Source organism: Leuconostoc gasicomitatum LMG 18811 (genome assembly GCF_000196855.1).
GTDB classification, from domain to species: Bacteria; Bacillota; Bacilli; order Lactobacillales; family Lactobacillaceae; genus Leuconostoc; species Leuconostoc gasicomitatum.
The window spans coordinates 171126-195509 of the sequence record NC_014319.1; the positions used below are offsets into that span (position 1 = coordinate 171126).

At 36.6% G+C, this 24384-nt stretch carries 19 protein-coding genes and 1 tRNA gene; 16 read left to right on the forward strand and 4 right to left on the reverse strand.

What is annotated here, in order from left to right; genetic code table 11:
* Nucleotides 1-32 precede the first annotated feature (32 nt).
* The 11 genes from LEGAS_RS00900 (at nucleotide 33) to arsC (ending at nucleotide 13405) form a co-directional block, all read left to right on the forward strand.
* Entirely contained in the window at nucleotides 33-1394 is a 1362-nt protein-coding gene (locus LEGAS_RS00900; protein WP_010383985.1) for a Na+/H+ antiporter NhaC family protein, read from the forward strand.
* A gap of 69 nt (nucleotides 1395-1463) precedes the next feature.
* A complete protein-coding gene (locus LEGAS_RS00905) occupies nucleotides 1464-1913 on the forward strand; it encodes a hypothetical protein (protein ID WP_013231147.1) in 450 nt (149 codons plus the stop codon).
* Nucleotides 1914-1992: 79 nt separating this feature from the next.
* A complete protein-coding gene (gene recQ / locus LEGAS_RS00910; protein WP_013231148.1) occupies nucleotides 1993-3801 on the forward strand; it encodes a DNA helicase RecQ in 1809 nt (602 codons plus the stop codon).
* Between the two features lie 314 nt (nucleotides 3802-4115).
* Nucleotides 4116-5585, forward strand: coding sequence for an MFS transporter (locus LEGAS_RS00915; RefSeq protein WP_013231149.1), 1470 nt, complete (start codon nucleotides 4116-4118; stop codon nucleotides 5583-5585).
* A gap of 34 nt (nucleotides 5586-5619) precedes the next feature.
* Nucleotides 5620-7308, forward strand: coding sequence for a glycoside hydrolase family 43 protein (locus LEGAS_RS00920; protein ID WP_010383978.1), 1689 nt, complete (start codon nucleotides 5620-5622; stop codon nucleotides 7306-7308).
* A gap of 322 nt (nucleotides 7309-7630) precedes the next feature.
* On the forward strand, nucleotides 7631-7768 hold the full coding sequence (locus LEGAS_RS10010; protein WP_013231150.1) for a hypothetical protein: 138 nt from the start codon (nucleotides 7631-7633) through the stop codon (nucleotides 7766-7768).
* 9 nt (nucleotides 7769-7777) lie between these two features.
* Nucleotides 7778-8947 (forward strand): ROK family protein, encoded by a 1170-nt coding sequence (locus LEGAS_RS00925; protein WP_010383973.1) that lies wholly within the window; start codon nucleotides 7778-7780, stop codon nucleotides 8945-8947.
* A gap of 257 nt (nucleotides 8948-9204) precedes the next feature.
* Nucleotides 9205-10551, forward strand: a complete 1347-nt coding sequence (gene xylA / locus LEGAS_RS00930) for a xylose isomerase (protein ID WP_010383970.1) — start codon at nucleotides 9205-9207, stop codon at nucleotides 10549-10551.
* Nucleotides 10552-10755: 204 nt separating this feature from the next.
* On the forward strand, nucleotides 10756-12267 hold the full coding sequence (gene xylB, locus LEGAS_RS00935; RefSeq protein WP_010383968.1) for a xylulokinase: 1512 nt from the start codon (nucleotides 10756-10758) through the stop codon (nucleotides 12265-12267).
* Nucleotides 12268-12361: 94 nt separating this feature from the next.
* Nucleotides 12362-12449, forward strand: a tRNA-Ser gene (locus LEGAS_RS00940).
* Nucleotides 12450-12994: 545 nt separating this feature from the next.
* Entirely contained in the window at nucleotides 12995-13405 is a 411-nt protein-coding gene (gene arsC / locus LEGAS_RS00945) for an arsenate reductase (thioredoxin) (protein WP_013231151.1), read from the forward strand.
* Between the two features lie 81 nt (nucleotides 13406-13486).
* On the opposite strand, the gene LEGAS_RS00950 is transcribed toward arsC, so the two are convergent.
* Nucleotides 13487-14593, reverse strand: a complete 1107-nt coding sequence (locus LEGAS_RS00950; RefSeq protein ID WP_013231152.1) for an SLC13 family permease — start codon at nucleotides 14591-14593, stop codon at nucleotides 13487-13489.
* Nucleotides 14594-14828: 235 nt separating this feature from the next.
* On the opposite strand from LEGAS_RS00950, the gene LEGAS_RS00955 reads away from it, so the two are divergent.
* Together LEGAS_RS00955 and LEGAS_RS00960 are read left to right on the forward strand one after the other, a co-directional pair.
* On the forward strand, nucleotides 14829-15242 hold the full coding sequence (locus tag LEGAS_RS00955) for a hypothetical protein (RefSeq protein ID WP_010383959.1): 414 nt from the start codon (nucleotides 14829-14831) through the stop codon (nucleotides 15240-15242).
* Between the two features lie 144 nt (nucleotides 15243-15386).
* Nucleotides 15387-16352 carry a cation:proton antiporter gene (locus LEGAS_RS00960; protein ID WP_010383957.1) on the forward strand — a complete coding sequence of 322 codons (966 nt, stop codon included), beginning with the start codon at nucleotides 15387-15389 and terminating at the stop codon, nucleotides 16350-16352.
* A 72-nt stretch (nucleotides 16353-16424) separates the two neighbouring features.
* Here LEGAS_RS00960 and LEGAS_RS00965 read toward each other — a convergent pair whose 3' ends face one another.
* Nucleotides 16425-17912, reverse strand: a complete 1488-nt coding sequence (locus LEGAS_RS00965) for a helix-turn-helix domain-containing protein (protein ID WP_013231153.1) — start codon at nucleotides 17910-17912, stop codon at nucleotides 16425-16427.
* A 448-nt stretch (nucleotides 17913-18360) separates the two neighbouring features.
* Between LEGAS_RS00965 and LEGAS_RS00970 the strand changes: the two genes are divergently transcribed.
* Both LEGAS_RS00970 and LEGAS_RS00975 read left to right on the forward strand, forming a co-directional pair.
* A complete protein-coding gene (locus LEGAS_RS00970) occupies nucleotides 18361-19158 on the forward strand; it encodes a C40 family peptidase (RefSeq protein WP_013231154.1) in 798 nt (265 codons plus the stop codon).
* A 383-nt stretch (nucleotides 19159-19541) separates the two neighbouring features.
* Nucleotides 19542-21167, forward strand: coding sequence for a leucine-rich repeat protein (locus tag LEGAS_RS00975; protein ID WP_029510761.1), 1626 nt, complete (start codon nucleotides 19542-19544; stop codon nucleotides 21165-21167).
* Between the two features lie 92 nt (nucleotides 21168-21259).
* Here LEGAS_RS00975 and LEGAS_RS00980 read toward each other — a convergent pair whose 3' ends face one another.
* Nucleotides 21260-22258, reverse strand: coding sequence for a YeiH family protein (locus LEGAS_RS00980; RefSeq protein ID WP_013231156.1), 999 nt, complete (start codon nucleotides 22256-22258; stop codon nucleotides 21260-21262).
* A gap of 122 nt (nucleotides 22259-22380) precedes the next feature.
* Between LEGAS_RS00980 and LEGAS_RS00985 the strand changes: the two genes are divergently transcribed.
* Nucleotides 22381-23211, forward strand: coding sequence for a LysR family transcriptional regulator (locus tag LEGAS_RS00985; RefSeq protein ID WP_010383944.1), 831 nt, complete (start codon nucleotides 22381-22383; stop codon nucleotides 23209-23211).
* On the opposite strand, the gene LEGAS_RS00990 is transcribed toward LEGAS_RS00985, so the two are convergent.
* A complete protein-coding gene (locus tag LEGAS_RS00990; RefSeq protein ID WP_010383942.1) occupies nucleotides 23203-24366 on the reverse strand; it encodes an MFS transporter in 1164 nt (387 codons plus the stop codon). The two genes, LEGAS_RS00985 and LEGAS_RS00990, sit on opposite strands and share 9 nt — an antisense overlap.
* Nucleotides 24367-24384: the final 18 nt, after the last annotated feature.

A 24384-nucleotide genomic window follows, 5' to 3' on the forward strand; every position in this document is an offset into this window, starting at 1 on the left:
TGTTGTTATAAAAAATTGGCAGGAGAACTAGGATGAACAATAAATTAAGCACAGGAACTTCAGTGTTACTAGTAGTGGCTACGATCACTATTTTGGCAATCGGTGTAATTGGTTTTGGTCTAGCACCAATTGCGCCCATTTTACTCGCGATTGGTATGATTATGATTGTTGCACGTTTTAGTGGTGTTTCTTGGCAAGATAGCCAAAAAGCACTAATTAAAGGTGTTGAATCAGGTTTGACACCTTTATTTTTATTTTTATTAATTGGGTCACTCATTGCATTGTGGTTAGCTACTGGTGTGATTCCAACGATGATTTGGGTTGGTTTTAAAGTATTAACGCCTGCTTTTTTCTTGCCAACAGCCTTCGTAACAACGTCAATTATTGGTACGCTAATCGGTAGTGCATTTACAACGATTTCGACAGTTGGCGTTGCGCTGATGGGCGTTGGAACGTTAATGGGTATCAACCCTGCTTTGGTTGCTGGTATTATTTTATCAGGTGCAATTTTTGGCGATAAAAATTCGCCATTATCAGATTCAACTAATCTAGCAAGTGCTATTTCTGAAACTGATTTATTTGCACATATTAAAAATCTGATGTGGACTACTGTACCAGCTTGGATTTTGACATTTATCGTGACAATTTTATTGGGCTTTGGTCATCATGTTGACGCAGCAGCCACACATCAAATTACGGCTTTGTTACCGCAGTTGGAACCAACATGGTGGACAATTGTACCACTTGGTCTATTAGTTGTGACAGCATGGTTTAAAATGCCTGCTATTCCGGCACTTATGATCAATGTATTAGTATCAAGTGTCATGTTCTTAACGCAACATGCTATTACAACTTGGGCGAAACTATTAGTTGATGGCTTTCAGACGACAAGTACGAATCCAACACTGATGGCATTACTTAATCGCGGAGGGATGTCTGCGATGATGACAACTATTATGATGGTTATGTTAGCGTTAGCTTTAGGTGGTTTACTCAGTGGCTTAGGTATTTTAAACCGCGTCATGGCACCAATTGTTAGCCATTTACGAACCCAGCGTTCGATTGTTTTGGCAACGTTAGTAACTGGAATTGGTGCTAATTTTTTGGTTGGTGAACAGTATTTGGCAACAATTTTACCAGGTCAGTTGTTTAAAGAAAGTTTTAAAAAAGCTAAATTGTCACCATTAGCACTTGGTCGAACGATTGAAGATTCAGGCACAGTGATCAATTATTTGGTGCCTTGGGGTGTGGCAGGTAGTTTTGCTGCGCAAACATTAGGCGTGCCAGTCCTTGAATTTGCACCATTTACGTTGTTTGCTTTATTGTCACCAATCATGTCATTTTTGTCAGCAATGACAGGTATTGGTTTGAAACAAGATAACCCTGACGTGTAAACTGAGTAGTGATATAATATTTTAGAAATAGATACTAGGTTTTACGTAGACATCTGATATGGAGCAAAAATGTTAATTAGAGATATGGTGCGGGCAAAACCGGTTAGTTGGTTATTGTTTATTATTGGATCAGATATTATGATGACTTATGGCTTACTACTTTATCACGGTGTGTCGCATTTTTCTCCCGCGCGTGATTATTTATCGATCGTGAAGTTTGTGTCGTTTGACTTGATTAGTTTTGTATTCATCATGTTATTTTTTGATTGGGTACATGTTAAATTCCTAAGTGACGGTCCAGAAAACGTGATTGATAAAATATTACGAATTGGGGGGAACACAATGGCGGCCTATTTCGGTTGGTTCACACTTGGTTTTATTATTTTACAGATGACAACTAATTTTCAGCGACAACAATTCTGGTTGTTAACTATTGTCACGGGCATTGTTGCCATCTTGAATTGGTTACTACGTCATAAGTCACCAATTAAATTCCAGCTCAATCCCTTAATAAAATAATCGTTACTATATCAAAAATCGATGGTCGAAACTGTACCATCGATTTTTGAACGTCATGACTCATGATATAATAGAAAGTATGCAGAATTTGACACCTCAAACAATTTTAAAAGAAAAATTTGGCTATGATAATTTTCGTACAGGACAATTAGATGTGATTGAAAAAGTGTTAGCGCATAAGCATGCGTTAGCTATTATGCCAACTGGTGGTGGTAAATCGATTACCTATCAACTACCAGCTATGTTATTTGATGGCATTACGCTAGTGATTTCGCCACTTATATCGTTGATGAAAGATCAAGTCGATGGGCTTGATGCGATGGGAATTGATGCAACGTTTCTTAATTCAACATTGAGTGGCCAAGTACAAGCACAGCGTATGTCGGATTTACGATCAGGCTATTATAAAATGCTATATGTATCGCCCGAACGTCTAGAGATTTCAAGTTTTTTTGATTTTATACAACAATTACCCATTGAATTGGTGGCTATTGATGAGGCGCATGTCATGTCACAGTGGGGACATGATTTTCGTCCAAGTTATCTTAATATTTTACCTTTGCTGGCTAAAATCCCTGGAAATCCTGCCGTTTTAGGATTAACAGCAACAGCTACTGATCGTGTACGTCAAAACTTACAGCAACTACTTGGTGTGTCAGATGAAGACACGATTTTAACTGGTTTTGCGCGTGATAATTTGGCGCTGAAAATTGCCCACAATGTTGATAAGCGACAGTATGTGCAAGAGTATTTACGTGAGAATAAGGACCAAAGTGGGATTATTTATGCAGCCACACGTAAACAAGTTGATGAATTATATGAATTTTTAAATAAAAAAGGTGTTAAAGCAGGCCATTATCATGCTGGTTTGCCTGAACGTGAACGACAAACGATGCAAGAAGCTTTTTTGTTTGATGAAGTACAAGTTATGGTAGCCACGAATGCTTTTGGAATGGGGATTAACAAACCTAATGTGCGGTTTGTTATTCACTACTCAGTACCGGGAAACATTGAGGCGTATTATCAAGAGATTGGTCGAGCTGGCCGTGACGGCTTGCCGGCAGAAGCAGTATTATTATATGCACCACAAGATATTCATTTACAAGAGTTTTTTGTACAAAAGTCAGAAGGTACAGAAGAACATAAGCAAAATGAATATAACAAAATTCGCGAGATGAACGCATTTGCAAATACGCAAAGTTGTTTGCCACGTTACTTACTAGGTTATTTTGGTGAAATTGTTGATCATGATTGTGGCCATTGTTCAAATTGTTTAGATGCTCGTGAAATGGTTGACGTTACTACTGATTCACAACGTGTTTTGGCCAATGTTGTGCGTATGAACCAAAGCTTTGGGAAGACAATGGTCGCTAAGGTTTTGAAAGGTTCACAAGATGCAACTGTGAAGAAGTATGACTATTTGATGAAGTTACCCACATACGGTTTGATGAAAGATCGGACACTTAAAGATTTAAGTAGTTTTATTGATTACTTAACGGCGGATGGCTACCTCAGAATTGAAGGGGGCGAGTTTCCAGTATTAAAAGTTACTGAGACTGGTGCACGGGTTCTAAAAGGAAAATTAGTTGTGGAAAAACGCGTCAACCGACGTGTGATTGCGCAACAAAAAGTCACATCAGCAGCTAAAGGGCTTAAATTGTCCGAGAGTGATAATAAATTATTTGCTGAATTAAAATCTAAGCGCTTAGATTTAGCGCGCGAAGCAGGTATTCCGCCATTCTTGATTTTCTCAGATAAAACATTAATGAATATGGCTATTCTACGCCCACAAACTGATGAAGAATTCTTAGCAATATCAGGTGTTGGTGAGAAAAAATTCGATATTTATCATAAAGATTTCGCTAGTGTCATTGTTAATCAACATTAATTAGTGAGATATGTTAAAAGATAGCGTAAGCTATCTTTTTTGTAGTCCATAAATATTATGATAGCCAATGATTAAAAAACGTAGCTAGCAAATTTGTATGTGAAAAATATGGTGATAGTAACGTTTTCATTTTAATAAATAAAAATAGTTAAAAAAATATACATGAGTTGGTTGCTCGAACAAACTAACTGTGATATAGTAGTCTTTGTAAAAAGAAATGTTACCGCTTTCAATGCGTTGGAAGACGTTCCAGTGACTTGCAAAGTGGCAACAAGTAAACCTAATGATCTGTTAAAACCAGAAGGAGAATAATTATGGACGTAAGAGTTCAGAAGAATGATGAGTTTGCTAAGCTCTCAACATGGGATCGTGTGAGTTATGGCCTCGGCGATTTTGCTCAAAACTTAGTATTTGGAACTGTTGGTGGATTTTTGCTATTCTATCTAACAAATATTAATGGTATTTCAGCTGGTGTTGGGGCAACAATATTTCTTGTTGTACGTTGGATTAATGTTATCTGGGACCCATGGGTTGGAACAGTTGTTGATAAAGCTAAAATCACAAAAAATGGCAAATATCGGCCATTCTTGATTAATTTTGGGATTCCATTGGTCATTTTAGCAGCATTGTTGTTTTTACCAGTAGCTAAAGTACTTGGCGCTGGTACACTTGCAACAACGATTTATGCGACTGTATCCTACATGGCAACAGCTTTAGTTTATTCATTTGTCAATATTCCTTATGGTTCATTAAATGCTTCATTGACCCGTGATGAAACAGAAATTGGCAAGTTAACGTCAACACGAATGATGCTTGCAAACATTGGTAACTTGTTGGTATATACACTATTCCCATTATTTGTACAATTAGCCTCTCCAAACGCTAAGTTAACTGACACAGGTTTGTTTGGTTTGAAACTGAAATTAGGTAATTATGCAGCCCCATCAGCTGCCGGTGCGTGGTTTAAAGTTTATGGCGTGTACATGATATTAGGCGCAGTATTGCTGTTTTTGACATATCGTAATACCAAAGAGCGCGTACTTGCTTCAGAAGAGGCAACAGACCAAGTAAAATATACGGATTTGTTTGCTGAATTAAAGCGGAATAAAGCCTTACAAATTCTCGGATTGTTCTTTTTAGTAGGTTTTACACTTATGTTCTTTGGTAATACAGTGTGGCCATACTTTATGCAATATAACTTTGGTGTTGAAGGTGGAAAATCAGCCTTGATGGCATCCATTGGTTTGATCGGTTCAATTCCTGGTATTTTCTTGGTCGTCATTTGGCCAAGATTACGTGCAACTTTAGGTAAAAAAGGTTTCTTCTACACATTCCTCGGCATTTTTGTTGTTGGTCAATTGTTGCTTTTGGCTTGGTCAAAGAATCCATCAGCTGATTGGCTTGGCTTTACTGGACGCTTCTTACAACAATGGGGATTAACTTCGGCTACAGGATTTATGTGGGCATTAGTACCTGAAGTTGTATCAAATGGTGAGTATATTTCAGGCAAGCGTGTGGCGGGTATTATCAATGCGATTATGGGTCTTTTCTTCAAAATTGGCTTGGCTTTAGGTGGTATCATTCCTGGTTATTTATTACAATTCATGAATTTTAAGTCTGGTGCATTGACACAATCTGCATCTGCACAAACAGGTATTGAGTGGTCAATGATTTGGTTGCCAATGATTATGGCATTCTTAGCAATGTTTGTTATTAGTCGCTATCCTTTGTCTGATGCATACGTTGATAAAATGAATCACACGTTAAAAGAAAAAAATAGTTAATTTTGCATAAATTTAAATTGATAGGAGAAAAATAATGCAAATTCAAAACCCTGTATTACCTGGTTTCAATTCAGATCCCTCAATCATCCGTGTTGAGGACACGTATTATATTGCGACATCAACATTTGAATGGTTTCCTGGTGTGCGTATCCATGCGTCAAAAGATTTGGTTCATTGGAATCTTGTTAAAAATGTGTTGGATACCACGGCAATGCTTGATATGAAAGGTAATCCATCATCTGGTGGTATTTGGGCGCCGGATCTATCATATGCTGATGGTAAATTCTGGCTAATTTTCACAGATGTTAAGATTACTGATGGTAACTTCAAAGATATGAAGAACTACTTGACGACTGCTGAAACAATCGAAGGCCCTTGGTCGGAGCCTGTATTTGTAAACGGTGTTGGTTTTGATGCGTCATTGTTCCACGATGAAGATGGGCGTAAGTATCTCGTGCAACAAACTTGGGATCACCGTGAATATCATCACCCATTTGATGGCATTACTTTGACAGAATTTGACACCAATACCATGAAGTTGAAGCCTGAAACTGCCCGCACAATTTTTTCAGGTACGGCTGTAAAGTTAGTTGAAGGGCCACACCTATACAAAATTAACGGCGAATATTTCTTGTTTGCGGCTGAAGGTGGTACAATATTTACTCACCAAGAGGTGGTGGCGCGCTCAAAGTCATTGAATAGCATGTCATTTGTCGTTGAACCTGACGGTCCATTTATCACAAATTTTGACACACCAAACTCATACCTGCAAAAGCAAGGACACGGTGCTTTGGTTTCAACACCGGGTGGCGAATGGTACTATGCTTCATTAACAGCTCGGCCATGGAACCACGATAATGAAAGTGCGACTGATCCACGTGGTTGGTCAACTTTGGGTCGTGAAACATCAATCCAAAAAGTTGAATGGGATGATGCTGGTTGGCCACGCGTTGTTGGCGGCCATGGCGGACAAACATTCGTCGAAGCACCTCAGGATGCCATTTTAACAGATGCGCCTGTTGACCACTCACAACACGATGAATTTAACGATACCATATTAGACATTAACTGGAATACATTACGTGTACCATTTACTGAAAAGATGGGTTCAACTGGTACTGGCAAACTGACTTTAGTTGGTCAAGGGTCATTATCAAACACATTTGATTTGTCATTGATCGCCCGTCGTTGGCAAGCATTCTACTTCGATGCTGAGACAAAGGTTAAGTTCAACCCTTATTCATACCAATCAATGGCTGGTCTAACAAATTATTACAACCACTCACACTGGTCATGGATTTTCATCACAAAGAATGATGATGGTCAAAACGTTATTGAAGTGGGTGAAAATAAGGGTGGTTTGCGGAATGGTTCTTATACATCATATTTGCGTGACAATGCGCCTGTGATTCCAGAAGGCATCGAATATGTTTACTTCAAATCAGAAAATCGTAAGGAATCATACACCTATTACTACTCATTTGACAGTGAAAACTGGCTTTCAACTGGTGTGACATTAGATGCTGCAATTTTGTCAGATGACTATGTTGTTCGCGAATATGGTGGCTTCTTCACTGGTGCCTATGTTGGTTTGGCAGCGGTTGACTATTCAGGTTATGATTCAACAGCTGAATTTGATTACTTCGATTATAAGGAATTGGGTGATCATAAAGACATTAATGGGACAATATCATGGCAGAAATCAGAATCACGTTTTTACTAAATCAATAGAAAATAATAAGCGAGTCTTTGATTAGGACTCGTTTATTATGTTAATAACGAGATAAAGAGACACATCTTGAAATCAATCGTTATAGCATTTTATCAATAGGCTAGATAAACCCGATTAATATCCTAAAAAATCAGCATAGAACGCGTTTAAACGTGTTCTATGCTGATTTTTGGCATTAACATGTGAAAAATTTAATCGCTAACTTGAAGGATACGGTTAGTTCGCGTACAATAGAAATAATGTCGAACAAAAATTGACTTGTTGTTCTGACAGTTAAGTCAATGACGCTAGACATGCCAAATAATAGGTGGCAGTGGTTTTAGAACTACAAAATTTACCAAACAGTGACATTATACCTGATTTTTTGGATGTGACACTAAAAGCCAACAAGACACGTCAGAAAGTTATTACCTATCAATATCATCAGTCATTCAAATTGGAGCGTCGATAAAAAGAAAAAATGAATAAATCAGATCAAATCACAATGAGAGACCATAATCAGCGGTTAGTGTTACAAGCGCTATTTAACGCGAAAGAAACATCGCGAGCGAAGTTAGCTGTTGATTTAAATCTACATAAATCTACTATTAGTTCAATTTACCGTGACTTAGATAAATTAGAATTTATTGAAGATTTGGGTGAAGGCGTGACCACAGAAACTGGCGGCCGTAAAGCTAAAATGATTCGTTTTAACCGTAATTATGGTTACGTCATGAGTTTTGATATGGGACGGCATCATTTGCGAGTGGCATTAGTACGCTTGAGCGGTGAGGTCATACTTGAAAGTTCGGAAGCTGTTGATGACATGTCTGTTGCAGATGTTATTGCATTAATGGGTCAACATATTAAAGACAATAAGCACAAAAAACATGGGACAAAAGAAGGTCTCATGGGTATTGCTGTTGGTATTCATGGCGTTGTGGATAACAATCACGTTGTCTACTCACCATTTTTTGATTATAGCCAAGTTGATGTGGCTGAAAAGCTTGAAGAATTGAGTGGCGTACATGTGATGTTGGAAAACGAAGCCAATTCGGCTGCTGTGTATATTCGAGACTATCACGATTACTTAAGCACTGATCAATATGATAGTTTAGTTGCCTTAAATATCCATTATGGTATAGGTGCTGGAATTATTATTCAGGGCCAACTTTATCGTGGCATGCAAGGGCGTGCTGGCGAAGTTGGCCGAAGTATTGTAGCCATGGCAGATCAAGAGCCTGTTCGTGTTGAAGATTTATATTCTGAGGATGCAATGCTTGAACGACTAGCGGCACTAACTGGTCAACCAGTTGCCAATCGTGACGCGTTTGTAACATTTGCGAATCAAAAAAGCGCAGTTGTCACGCAATTATTAGATGACTGGGTGATGGGAGTTGCGCAAGTGGCCTATAATATCATCCAAACAGCAGCACCACAAGTACTTTTTATTCATTCGCGCTTTATAGCTGAAATGCCAGAATTATTGGGCCGCGTTGTGGTAGCATATCAACAAATGAATCCAACAAATGAGAGCGAAATTTTATTTGCTAATCGTTCGGTTTATGAAGCAACATTACTTGGTGGCGCTGCCAGCGTTACACGTCGCATTCTTGATTTAGACAATTTAGATTTGAAATTCACACACTAAAAAGAATCCATTATGAAGTGAACCCAATAACTTGGACAGAATAAAAAATCTGTTCAGAAAGTTATTGGGTTCACTTCAATTAGGGTTCTTTTTTAGTGTCATGGTTTTATCACGATTTAAAATGATACATTTTTGTTCAAAAGGGGTTGCACTATTTAATGAAACCGTATACAATAATAAATGTAAGTTGGTTGTTCAAACCAACCAACACAAATAAAACGTAAGTAGGACGCAAAAGTCCAGAAGGAGTATCTAACATGTCTGAATTATTCTCATTTCCAAAAGTGGCATTCGTAGGGAATCAATCCTTGCAAGCTGGTGATGGGTATCATTACTATAATGCTGATGAAGTTGTTGCAGGCAAGAAAATGAGCGAATGGCTCAAGTTCTCAGTGGCTTATTGGCATACAATGGATCAACGTTTGACGGATCCATTTGGTGAAGGAACAGCTACGCGTCCATGGGATATAGAAGGCGATCCTAACACAATGGCAGCAGCTTTGGCCAAGGTAGATTACTTATTTGAATTTTTGGACAAAACAGGTGTTGAATACTTCGCTTTCCACGATCGTGATTTGGCACCAGAAGGCAAGACATTAGCCGAAACAAATGCTAACTTAGATCAAGTCATTGATAAAATTGAACAAAAGATGCAAGAAACTGGTAAGAAGTTGTTGTGGAATACTTCATCATTGTTCACCAACAGACGTTTCTTAGCTGGTGGCGCAACGACACCATTTGCGGAAGTTTTTGCTTATGTTGCAGGCCAAATCAAGCACTCACTTGACATTGCTAAGCGTTTGGGTTCAGAATCATATGTGTTCTGGGGTGGACGTGAAGGATATGACTTCTTGGTAAACACAGATACAAAACGTGAACTAGATCACATTGCGGCCTTCTTTAAATTAGCGAAAAATTATGCTGATGAAATTGGTTACACGGGTCAATTCTTGATTGAACCAAAGCCAAAGGAACCAACACAACATCAGTATGACTTTGATGCACAAACAACCATTGCTTTCTTGAAGACATATAGTTTGGAAGACACATTCAAGTTGAACTTGGAAGGTAACCATGCCTATTTGGGTGGTCACACATATGAACATGAGGTGCGTTTCGCTCGCGAAGCTGGTTTGTTGGGATCATTGGATGCTAACATGGGTGACAAGTTGACGGGTTGGGATATTGATGAATTCCCTAATGACGTCTACGAAGCAACTTTGGTCATGTACGAATTTTTGAAAAATGGTGGTTTACCAACTGGTGGCTTGAACTTTGATTCAAAGCCACGCCGTCAAAGTTTCGAATTTGAAGATTTGTTCTATGCTCACATTGCTGGAATGGACACTTATGCTGCTGGTTTGAAGGTAGCAAGTAAGTTGATTGAAGATCAAGTGATTGAAAATATCTTGAAGAATCGTTACGCATCATTTGATTCAGGTATCGGTGCTGATTTTGAAGCTGGCAAAGTGACTTTGAAAGACTTAGCTGCTTATGCAGAAAATAAGACAGATGATGAAATTAACGCCACCTTACAGTCAGGACGTCAAGAGCAAATTAAGTCAACTCTGAATAATTATATTTTCTCAGTGCTAGGCCGCTAATATTTCAATGCTAATAGTCATCAACCAATCCTCTGAAACTTAATATCATATATCATTTAATCTATGCCGTGTTTTACCCCTCCCTCTAAAAATGACACGGCAAAAAGGGCCGCTACAATTGATGTGCCGGCCCTTTGTACATAGCACACTCGCAACATCTGCCATGTGTGCAAATATTTTATCAAACCACATTGGAGAAAAAGCATGACACAAGTTGTATTGGGTGTCGATTTAGGCACATCATCTGTTAAAGTTTCTGCTGTTGATCGTCAGGGACAAATTGTTGCACAACAAAGTTTCGACTATCCATTGACGCAACCACATCCTGGTTGGTCAGAACAAAACCCTGAAGATTGGGTGAATGGGACAACTGTTGCAATTGTTAACTTAATTTTGAAAGATGGCTTAAATCCTGCAGACATCGCTGGCATATCGTATTCTGGTCAAATGCATGGTTTAGTGTTATTGGATGATAACAATCAAGTATTGCGCCCAGCAATTTTGTGGAATGATACGCGAACGACATCACAGACACAAGAAATCGCTGAAAAAATGTCAGAAGAGTTTGTGGCAATTACGCGAAATCTTGCATTGGAAGGCTTCACCTTACCTAAAATTCTGTGGGTGAAAGAAAATGAACCAGAAATTTTCAAGCAAGCCAAAATGTTCTTGTTGCCAAAGGATTATTTGCGCTACCGAATGACAGGCAATTTAGCCATGGATTATTCAGACGCGGCAGGCACTGTGGCATTGGATGTGGTACATAAAGTTTGGTCAAAAGCAGTGCAAAAAACTTTTGATTTACCTGCATCATTTTTCCCAGAATTAATCGAATCAACTGATTTTGCAGGGTATATTTCAGAGTCGTATGCAACATTTTCCGGGTTGCACACATCAACAAAAGTCTTTGGAGGTGCTGCAGATAACGCAGCGGGTGCTGTGGGTGCTGGTCTGCTCAACGCTAATATGGTGATGTCTTCAATTGGAACATCGGGTGTTGTAGCCAAATTTGAAGATCGTGCGGACGTTGACTACAAGGGTGATATTCATTTTTTTAATCATGCGATACCGAATAAATTTTATTCAATGGGCGTCACTTTAGCTGCTGGGGACGCCAATGCTTGGTTTAAGTCAGTCTTTGGAGAAGATATACCTTTTGGAGATTGGGTAAACGAAGCTGCGCAGTCGTTAGTCGGCGCCAATGGTTTGATTTTCACACCATATATTTCTGGTGAACGCACACCTTATCCAGATGCGGATATTCGCGCTAGTTTTACTGGAATTGATCGGACACATCAGCGCGCTGACTTTATTCGCGCCGTTTTGGAAGGTATTATTTTTAGTTTTAAGGATATTATGATGATTTATGATCGTGAAGGCGCTAATTTTGACACAGTCGTGGCCATCGGTGGTGGAGCTAAAAGTTCGCTTTGGTTGCAAATTCAAGCAGATATTTTTAATAAAAAAGTGACCACTTTGGTTAACGAACAAGGTCCAGGGCTTGGTGCGGCGATGTTAGCTGCCACTGGGTTGGGTTGGTATGACAGTGTTCAAGATGCAGCAAATAAAATTATTAAATTTGGTACAACCTATTATCCTAATCCTGAAGCAGTTGCTAATTATGATCAAGTTTATGCGATCTATCAAACTATTTATGCAGCAACTAAAGAAATTTCACATGAATTGTTGACCTATCGCCGGCAATTAAAACATTAATCGCATTAACGCGCCAATCTTTTGCTTTGTACGAACCAAACACACGAAAATGCTTGCTACTATTGTTTATAGCTGGTATAATAATATCTGTTATGGAGAAGTACTCAAGTGGCTGAAGAGGCGCCCTTGCTAAGGGTGTAGACGTGTTAAAGCGTGCGAGGGTTCGAATCCCTTCTTCTCCACTAAGCATTTCATGGCGTTGCATAAGGTTGCAAAAACCTTGATGTAGCGCTTTTTTTGTTCGAAAACGTTGCACTGTATTTCATAGCATTTCACAAAAAATGGGAAACTTTTAGGGAAACATTTTAAATACGTAAGTAAGCTGTTTTTGATTTGCACAAAAGGGAAACATTAAGCACGTCAACAAGAATGTGGTACATAATCAAGATATATACGAATTAAAATGGATGTGGCAGATTGTAAAATTCAACGGCACATCTTGCACAAAAAAACTGTAGAGACTTTAATGTTAATAGTCATAGTTAGTAGTTTAGTTGTTATTACAAAGTTTTCTGATTCATATATTGATGTCAGGCTTAGGTACCAATGTGGCAAATGCAGTTGGTACTGGTATGATTACCAGAAGTGAGATAGGTCTTGCTATTATTAAATAGGTATATATTCCCATATTCTTGAAAAAATGACCATGTGCTTGTTAATTAATTTGTAATCAGTTAATATTACGTCAAGCTAATAATTTTTAGATAAAATTTTGAAAGGAACGATTATGAAAATTTATTTTTTGTGTACAGGCAACTCGTGTCGCAGTCAGATTGCTGAAGGATTTGCCAAAGACATAATGCCTGATGATTGGATAATCAAAAGCGCGGGTACTGAACAGCATGGATTAAACCCGCTAGCTGTCGATACAATGGATGAAATTGGTATTGATATATCCAATCATACATCTGATTTAATTGATGAAAATTTTTTATTTAGTTGTGATTATGCTATCACACTTTGTGGTGACGCTAATGATAAATGTCCAGTTACTCCAGCCAGTATTACTAGATTGCATTGGCCATTGGTTGATCCAGCTGGCATTATTGGCACAAAAGAGGTTGTGAAAAATCAATTTAGAAAAACACGCGATCAGATTAAGTCTTTAGTATATGAATTAAAGAGTGACATCGTATGATAGTTAGTAAGCAATCCAATAATAAGCTATGGATTGCTTTTACTTTATCCACAATTAGAGGTGAACTATCACTTTTTTTAATTATAAAAATAAGAGCAATAATCCAATCAATACAAAAATAGATAAAAATAAAATATTCAGAAATGTAAATATTTTAAAAAATGTAAAATTTGTGTGATTTTGAGAATATGCAGAATACTGTCTTAGGGCTAACAAATTTGCGAGAGAAGCTATTAATGTCCCAAGCCCACCAACAGATACGCCTAAAAATAAGGGATAGACGTTATCAGTAAACTTAGATAGTAATACGGCAGTAGGAACGTTACTTATGAATTGACTCGTTATACATGCTGAAATAAAAGTTGCTATTGAATTTTGAGTGGTAATGGTAGCTAAGTGATGAACCAAAGCGATTTTGCTAACAGCCCCAACAATTATAAAAAAATTAACGAATGTTAGTATAATTGCATAATCAACGTGTAAAAATACTTTTTTACTTAAGAATAGCCCGCTTAAGATACTTATTATTAATGAAAATAATATAGGAATAACTGACAATACACCTAGTAAAACAACTAGACTTGAAACAATCAATAGGGTAGTTTTTTTTCGATCTATGACTTGATTATTGTCGAAATTTGTAGTCACTTCTTCATTATCTATAAATAAACAACTTATAAAAAGCGCCACGAGAGCTATTGAACCGATAATAAGTGACATGCCTAAAAATTGAGAAATACTGAGTTTATAAAATGAAACGATATAAATATTTTGAGGATTACCAAAAGGTGTGATAGAACTACCAAGATTTGCGTATATCGCTAATAAGCTGATAGTAGCTATACTAGGTAAATTGATATATTTTTTAATATTAAAAAATATAGGAACGAGAGTTAAAATAGCGACGTCATTTGTAAATAGCATTGATCCGACAAACGAACATAATAATAGTACTAAAAATACACTACGAGAAGAATGGCATTTTGAAACAATATAATTGGCGATATGTTTTAGAATGCCTAAATCTTGATAAATTGCCACTATAATTAGTAAGGAAGCTAACGAATAGATTGTTTTGAAATCAATATCTGTTATCCTGACATTACCAGCCACTAAGGAAATAATAGATAAAATGAAAGTTACTAAAAATGTTTTGTCGACCAGAATTTTTTTTATTAAGTTTGGCATATGATTTATATACTTTCTATAGCACTATATATTTGAAGCGCCTATTTATTTTTTAAGTCTAGCTTTTTGATCAATCTATTATAGCTCCAAAAATTAGTATAACAAAAACGATTAAGGACATATAGGTGTTTTGCATCATATCAAGAAATGATACAAAATAAATTTTACTTAAAGATGGGTACAATCTCATCTAGTAATGGTAAACTAAGAAATAATAGTCTAAAGGAGAGAAACCATGATGGATAAAGATACCTTTTCTGATTTTGAACGTGAGGCAATGAGAGAGCGAGCAGAGGAACTTAGAAAAACCAAAAACACAGAAGCTGACGTGCTAGACAAAATTTCAGAGATGACAGATAGTGAAGCACAAATTGCCATTGAGATTCATCATCTTGTTAAAAAAATAGCATCAGAATTAAAACCAAAAACTTGGTATTCAATGCCAGCTTATGCTAACAGAAATGGTAAAGTTGTTCTATTTTTCCAACCTGCGACCAAATTCAAAGCAAGATATTCAACTTTAGGGTTCAATGATGCTGCAACATTGGATGAAGGAGATTTTTGGCCAGTAACCTTTGCAATAAAGCAAATCACACCGACTATTCGTCAGCAGATTAGTCTTTTAATTGAGAAAAGTATTCAAAAATAAAAGTACCTTCTATTTGATATGGGATAATAAATAATGGTATGATTGTTACAGTTAAATAAATTACGGTTGGGCGAGAGCTTCAAGAAATTAATTGGTCGGGGAACCAATGTGTTTTTGAAGCTTTTTCTGTTGAGGAGATAAACTATGTCATATATAATTATTGCATTATTGATTGTTGTTACTATTATTTTTGGAAAAATAGCACCAAAACTTGGATTTTCAGAGGTTGTGGGACAACTTCTATCAGGTATAATACTCGGATCTAGTGTATTAAACATTGTGCATCCGACTAGTTTGATTCATTTATTATCAGAGATTGGTATTTTTATACTTATGTTAAATTCCGGTATGGAATCTGATATTAAAGAGATGAGAAAATATATAAAAGCATCTACGTTAATTGCAATTATGGGCGTTATTGTGCCTGCCGTATCATTTCCAATTGCTTTCATGTTACTAGGTTATACACTAAAAGTGTCATTATTTGCTGGTGTTGTCTTTTCAGCCACATCTATATCCATTACTTTGGCTGTATTAGCAGAACAAAAGAAATTAGCAACGCCTATGGGTGCTATCATTTTATCTGCGGCCGTGCTTGATGATATTATCGCATTAATTGCAGTGACACTATTTTCTGTATTTATTGGTGGTGGCGCGCTAGGTGTTGGTAGTCTGTTACCTTTAATTGCTTTTGCAATGGGCATTTTGTTAAGAAAAGTATCATTTTCTGAGCAACTAGCACAAGGACTTAACTGGATGGGCAGTTGGTTGTTTTATCCTATCTTTTTTGGATCCATTGGTTTAGGCATAGCACTTCAAGATCTGAATAATAAGTTATTGCCAATTATGCTATTTAGCATTTTAGCCATCATTACTAAGTTTTTCGGATCACTCATTGGTGCAAAGTTATCAGGCTTAAATAAAACTGTTGCTCAAGCAATTGGTGCTGGCATGATTTCAAGAGGTGAAATGGCGTTAGTGATCACACAAATCGGAATTTCCTCTCATCTTATAGGTGATGCGGCATCAGCGGAGTTTATTGTTGCTATCATTATTTCAACTATTGTTGCGCCGATATTGATGAAACCTCTATTTAGTAAAGTGAATTAAATAGATGATTTTCAGATTAAAAACCGGTTGTTTGGACAGCTTAATTTGTCCGAACAACCGGTTTTTTAATCATTAGCGTTTGGCGGATAGAAATAAGGAATTATCAATAGCCGTTAACATTGTTTGTAACTCTTGGGGATTAAAAACATTACGTATAACAATGCATTTCTTGTTTGGCACAATAATATCAAAAGTATCTGTCAAAATAATATCCGCTGTATTGATATTATCTACTGTCTTGACTGCGAGTGGCGTATAAATAGTTTTAAGTTTAGTTTTTAGAAATTCTCGGACACTATAATCAGCAAAATGCATGTAGATAGTGACTTGCTGTTGTTTGTATGTTTGAGTAGAGAAGAAAAACAAATTGGAAAAATAATCTATAGCAAAATCTTGAGGTAAGTCACGGCAAGGATTGTTATGACCTATTGTTGGTAAAGTAGTGGTCAAAAAAGATCTGATGTCATGCATGGCGGCGGTGTTTATTGTGCGCTTGTCATTTAAAAATGTGGCATCAGATTTTAAAATTTCAATAATATTAAGGTGAATGTGAAAAGCTAACACGTAAAAAATCAAACAAAAATATTTTACTTTGGCTAGGTCATCAGAGGCTAAATCTAAATTGAATCTTTCTTGCCACTTAGCCGTTAGTTTGTTGACAAAGATATCAGCGCTTAAGTGAGAATGCGAAATAATGGTACCTAAAGAAATTGCATGGTTTTCTTCAATGAGATTAGGTAATAGTAAATGAGCAAAAAAATTCAAGTAAAAAAATTCTACTTTGATAATATTATTATCTGTCATTTTTTTTTGAAAAAATAAGCTTTTAAAAGTATTGTAATCAGAGACAACGAATTTTTGTAGCAATGTTTGAACGTATTCGGACATTGGTTCTGCAAAATAACTTTTAGATAGCCTGATTTTCATGACGGCAAGTAATAAAGTGATTTCTTCTGCGAATGATGGCGCAAGTTTGTTATTAGGACTTAATAGATTAAAGTCGGAAATTGTTTCAGCACGAGAAATTGTTGGGAAAGGCCAGTTTGTGCGTGGAAAACAATATTTGACGAACGAGAATATAAAAACTCTAATGTTGATTTCATTGCCAGTAAATACTGGGACTGTATGTTGATCAATTGTAATAACAATATTGAATTGATCTAAAATACTATTGAGTTGTTTTAACACCCTATAGCAATGAGAAGTACTGATAGCAAGTTTATCGCACAGATTGTTGAATGGCAAATGTCGATGTGTAATGATTTCAGAACAGATTTGAAAAGTCAATGAATCGTTGAGGTAATGAAATTCAAGCTGTTGATATAGATGTATATCATCAATATTAACCGTGTAGTTATGTTTATTAGAAGTATCCACTAATTTTTGGTGTGCTATGGTCTGAACTGTTTTGTTAATATCTTCAATATCATGCGTGAGTTGAACTTCTGTTATATCAAATTCTTTTACTAAATAAGGAAACCCATTAGTCGTATTGGTGAAAAGTGACTGTAAAATAGCCAGCTGACGCTGTTTCTTTTTTGATAGAAAGTTAATTAACATGTAAACCTCCAAAATTTTTTTAAAATGAAAATAATCTTAATATTATCTGTGTTATGAAAAAAATCAAGAAACCATGAGACATATTTTTTCTATTAAGATAATTCAGGGGAATTAGTAATAAAAAATACACTTCAGGTGCAAAGTTGTAGTTCAAAGCATTTAATAAACATACACCCCTATGATAACTTGCACAGCGAATTATGTTATTGCTTTTTTAAGGCACGATGGCATTTTTTTGAGAAGTGCTAAAACATTAACCATTTAGAGGGTTATCATGTATTATCTATTTTTTAAAAAAATCCGATAATCTAACTGTTAGTTTTAACTTATAATACTATAAGTAGTTTAACTAATCAATCCTAGAATCAACCAAACTATGGGTTTGAGAGTAATTTAAATTGCTTACGAACTTAAAATCGTAACACATTAACTGAAGGAGTTAATCATCATGAAACCATCTACCATCATTAAGTTTGTCACTGCGGCGGCCGGTACATTTGCCATTGCCGGGGTCGCTTCTGTATCAGCTGATACGATTACAGTTAAAGCGGGAGACACACTTAATACGATTGCCGCAGCAAATAGCACAACAGTTGCTGAGTTAGCCAAAGCAAACAATATTCAAAATACGAATCTAATTTTTGTTGGGCAACAATTAGTGACCTCTGGTTCAACTAATCCGAACCAAACAGATACTACTGGTACGTACACGGTTGAAGCAGGTGATACTTTGTATCGTATTGCTGCAGCACATGATATATCAGTTACTGATTTAGCCAATGCTAATAACATAAAAAATGTGAATTATATTGCGGTTGGTCAAGTATTAACATTAGTAGCATCTGATAACAACAGTAATAATGATGACAACAACACTCCCAATCAAAATACTTCTAATTGGCATGATTTAGCCATGAGTTTAGTGGGAACACCCTACGTTTGGGGTGGTAAAACACCTGCTGGATTCGATTGTTCAGGATTTGTTGCCTATGTATTAAATAATTCTGGTCGCACATCAAATTTCCCCAGCTACACTGTTTACCAAGAGGCACTTGTACAACAGAAATCAGTATCAGCGGCGCAAGCTGGTGATTTGCTGTTTTGGGGTGGTCACGGAGAAACATATCATGTTGGTATTTATTTAGGGAATAATCAATTTATTGCCGCACCACAACCAGGAGATGTGGTGCGTGTGCAAACATTGTATTCTGGATGGATGCCTAGTTTTGCGGGATCTGTTGATTAATTGAATGGTTTATAAGTGTTACGAAATGGGATTGTTTTGTTAGCCACCAGTATTATACTGGTGTCAGTCATGTGACACAAGAGAATACGACCGATTCAGACCTTTTATCAGGACAACGCGTGTTGCAGCGATTATTATATAATTTAGCATATCGTAATTAATATGTATTTTAGAAAGTTCACTTCAAGTGGGCTTTTTATATTGCATTTTTAATAGAAATTGGGCTATATAACAAAAATATGGTAAACTAAAAGGAATGATTGATACCTTATTCACATGATAGGTATGGTAGTCCTTCACTGATCACTATCTAAAATTTGAATAAGGTTACAATTATGAGGGGCGTGCGGACAGCACGCCAGAATAACTGGGGGAAATTAAATATGAAGGTTAGTAGTAGGATAATAAGTATCAGGTACTTTTTTGGGAGAGTACAAACAAATGGGGCTTTTTTAAAAACAATGGGTGTCATATTTTTAGCAACATTTATGATTAATTTTAATCATATAACAGCGCATGCCGATACAATATCACAACCACCTTTAAACGTTAAAGATGGTGTGTTATATGGTTTTTCAGATGATCAAACACAACATATAGGTGCGACTGTTGTCGTTCCAAACAATGTGACAAGCATTGCAAATACAGCTTTTTATAATCAAGGTATTGGCCGAGTTGATTTTAGTGCGGCGACTAAATTAAAATCTATTGGTGATTTTGCTTTTGCTAAAAACCATTTAAGCACCGTTAATTATCCTAATCTTAACGATAATAATTTAGGGTGGTATATATTTTACGATAATGATATTAATGTGGTGACATTTGCTGACGGCGTGACCCATATTAATGATGGTGCTTTTGCTAAAAATCCTAATCTAACAGCAGTTAACCTACCATCAACCATCACGGCAATAGGCGATTGGTCTTTTGCTGGTGATCGTTTAAGTACAATTGACTTAACAACGATTAAGCATACTAATGATTTAAATGTTGGATCGGGTGCATTTTATGGTAATCAAGCATCACGTGTTGCCGTGTTACCAAATAACGAATTGAATAACAGTGGCAATCGTCCGATTCGTTGGTATGGCTATGAAACATTTGGTCAAAATACTGGTCAAGCCAACCGCATCGCCAGTCAATATGCCTTAAAGCACCAGAACTATAGTACTGGAACAACCGGTAACATCAATACAGCAGATAGTTTTACCTATGATTCTCAGAATTTATCAACGATTACAGGTGTCAAATCAGGGATTACAACACTTGGTAAAACTATTGTTATACCAGATAATGTCACGAAAATTGCCGACAATGCATTTAAATCATTAGGTATCGTAGCAGTTGATTTTTCAAAAGCAGTGGGGCTCAAGCAAATTGGGAATTTTGCGTTCTATGATAATCAAATTTCAAATACATTAACACTTCCTAATTGTTTAAACACTGATATATCAAGTATTGGCTGGTATGCTTTTGCTTCAAACAATATTTCAAAGATAAATTGGCCGAATAATGGTATAACAGCGTTAAACGATTTTGCTTTTTCTAGTAATCAGCTAACAGACATTAATTTACCAAATACTTTACAGTCAATTGGGGATGGCACCTTTTTAGATAATCATATTAAAGACGTGGAACTCCCATCCAGTTTGCAACGCGTAGGTTCTGGTTGTTTTGCCAGTAATTCATTTGATCAGCAAAGATCGATCGTATTAACTAATGCTGTTAATCAAATGGATTCAGAAAAGAATTTGTCTGCTGTTTTGTATCCTTTTGGTGTCACGATAGCTCAGTCAAATAGTCAAATCAAGAATCGATTTATGGAAATGCCAAACGGTGAATGGCAGTACTTGGACAGTAGTGGTCTACCTTTAACAGGTCAACAGATCATTGATGGTCATAAGTATTACTTTAATACAGATGGGACACAAGTTAAAGGTTATTCAGTCACTTTTAAGGATGGCAGTGTGCATCAGTTTGATATCAACAGTGGTGATGAATTAAACTAAAACACCGTAGCCATTGTGTTGAGGGAAAAAGGAGGCCAATAAGGTGAGATATTATCTCACCTTATTGGCCTCCTTTTCTTTGTTTAAAATAATTAATTAAATAGGAAATGAATTAAAATAACTGCTAGAATGACCTGCACAGCACCAGTCACTAATCCGTAAGTTAAGAATTTGCCACCAGATTTTTTAATTGTGGCAAATTTAAGATTTAAACCAATTCCTGCCAAGTTAACGACACCAGTAAAACTAGAAATTGTTTTTGCACTATTATTAATGAGGTGAGGTAACGAAATGAAGCTGTTCACGCAGAGTAAGATAACAAAGGCAATAATGAACCAAGGAATCTTAACGCCCTTACTAGGGGTTGTAATTTGATTATTCGTATCGTCTTTTTGAGCCATCTTTGCAAATATTAACACAACGACAGTAAGTAAAATGATGCGTAACATTTTAAATAAAGTAGCATAAGTGACAACGGTTGGATTAATTAAAGCAGCAGTACCAACAACTTGGCCAACTGACTGTACGACACCACCAACTAATGCACCGAGCAACAAATTATTGTTACCAACTAAGTAAGGGCCAATGACAGGTATAACAAGAAGTAGTACCACACCAGTTAGACTAACAGTTGCCACAGTAGTTCGGCGTTGATCATCAGTTGCGCCAATTGCAGGTGACACGGATGCAATAGCACTTGACCCACAAACAGCGTTACCAGCACCCATTAACATGGCAGACTGTTTTGATACCTTAAATATACGGCCACCCAACCAGAGAACAATAACAATTGTTAGGGTCATTTGAATTAAGATAAATAATAGACCATTAATACCCAATTTTTCTATGGTTCGTAATGTAACTGTTAGACCCATCAAGGCAATGCCAATTTCGATGGGAAACTTTTCGGCCCATTTTATTCCTGGTGCCCATGTTGCACCGGCTAGAACGGTGTTTCCAAGTAATATGCCGAGTAACATGGCAATGGCTTCAGCACCTAAAAACGGTAACCATATCGCTAAAACTTTAGCAATGATTGATAAAATGACGGTAGCAATGATACCGTTTAACATGTTAGCTTTTATTCTCACAACTATTCTCCTAAACTACCCAATATGTTTTTTGTTAATTCTCATGCTACGCGTTTATTTGCTATTTGTAAAATAAATGTTTATAATATATTCAATTAATAAACGTAATGGATAGGGCGATGATGCTTAAACTAATAAAAACATTTATTGCTGTCTATGAAACAAGATCTTTTTCAAAAGCAGCAGATCAACTTTTTATCTCGCAACCAACAGTTAGCGTGCATATTAAGCAACTAGAAGAACAATTAAATGTTAAATTATTTGACCGTAATGGGCGTATGTTTTTATCACCAACATTAAATGCGCGTCGGTTTTATCAACATGCGACGCAATTACTCGATGACTGGCAAGAGGCAACAGCGAGTTTAGATTTGACAACAGAAAATACGCGTACAAGCATTAGTATTGGTGCTTCACAAACGACGGCAACTGTTTTGTTGCCAAAAATCATAGCACAATTATCAAAATCAACGCTTAATAGTATGAATTTAAAAGTCGAAATGCATAATTCTGAAGAAATTTTGGCTGGGGTATTGAATAAGCAATTCGATTTAGGTTTCATTGAAAAGCCTATCACGAATGATTTTATTGTACGCCACACGTTGGCTAAAGATCAGTTGGTATTAGCAGGAAATCTTGCCTCCGATATGTGGCTGGTGAGAGAAAAAGGATCAGGTGTTTATCATTATATGCAACAATATTTCAAACAACAAAATATTGTACCAGAACATTTTTTAACTATTACGAATAATGATATTATTGTCAAAATGCTGTCAGAAAATATTGGTAAATCGATCGTTAGTAGTCAGACACTGCCAAAAAATATGTCCTTTATAAAATTGCCAGATAGTTTTAATCGTGATTTTTATTTAATTAATCATCAACATAACAATCGTCCTGAGATTCAGGATTTTATTGTGATGGTAGAAAAAATCGCTAAAACCTTATTGTGAGGGCTGTTCACTGATACCAAAATTAATGATGATGACAGCAATAAGCAATAGTGCAACAAACAGGCTAAAGATAAAGGCAATACCTGTTTTCATATCTAACAACCAACCAACCAGAAAAGGCCCGATGGTAGCACCAAATCTACCAATAGATTGAGCTGTTCCCATAGCTGTACCACGAATATTTGTTTGAAATAAACTGGGGGTAAGAGCAATCAAAATTCCCCATGCACCAAGATCAAAGAAAGATAGAAAGGCTCCAGAGAGCAAGACCATTGGTAAACTAGTTGACAGAATGAAAACTAAACTTGAGGCAATGGTACCCAGAAGATAGGTGATTAATAATTTTTTGGGATTAATCTTTGATAAAAGATGAGCTGCTAAATAGTAACCAGGTAATTGCGCGATACTCATGATCAAGGTATAGCCTATTGAGTTGACAATTGGAAAACCACGTAAAACTAACACGCTGGGAAGCCAAAGAAATATGCCATAATAGGTTAGCATGACAATCAACCAAACAATACTGATCATGATGAATGGTCGTTTGTTTTTAGGGAATAGTAGTTCTTGAAATGGCTGTGTTGTGGGCTTGTTTTTGACTGAGGGATCTGGTGGTAAATGTTTTCTTAACACGAGTGCATAGCTAGCAAAAATGACAGTTAGCATGACAGCGATACGCCAACCAAAATGGGGAATGACAAAAAACGCGATTAATGATGCTAGAATCCAACCATAAGCCCAAAAACTGTCACTCAACACTAACATTTGTGAACGCTTTTTACCGGTATAGCGGTCGGCAATAATGGTTGCTGCAACAGGTAATTCGCCGCCAAGACCAATGCCTGTGATAAAACGAATGATTATAAACCAAGTGACATTTGGGGCAAAAACAAGTGCTAAATTACTGAGCGAAAATAATATGAGCGTCCCTATTAATACTTTTTTACGGCCAAACACATCGGAAAGTCTACCACACAAGAGGGCACCGACCATCATACCAGCAGAAGTAATAGCCGCAACAACACCTAATTGGGTTGCATTGAGTGCCCACTCTGTTTTTAATAAGGGCATAATAAACGATAATAGTGCCACATCGAGGGCATCAATCATCCAAGCTGTACCAATAATTAATAAGAAACGTTTAGAGTTATCCATCATAAATTCTCCTAATGT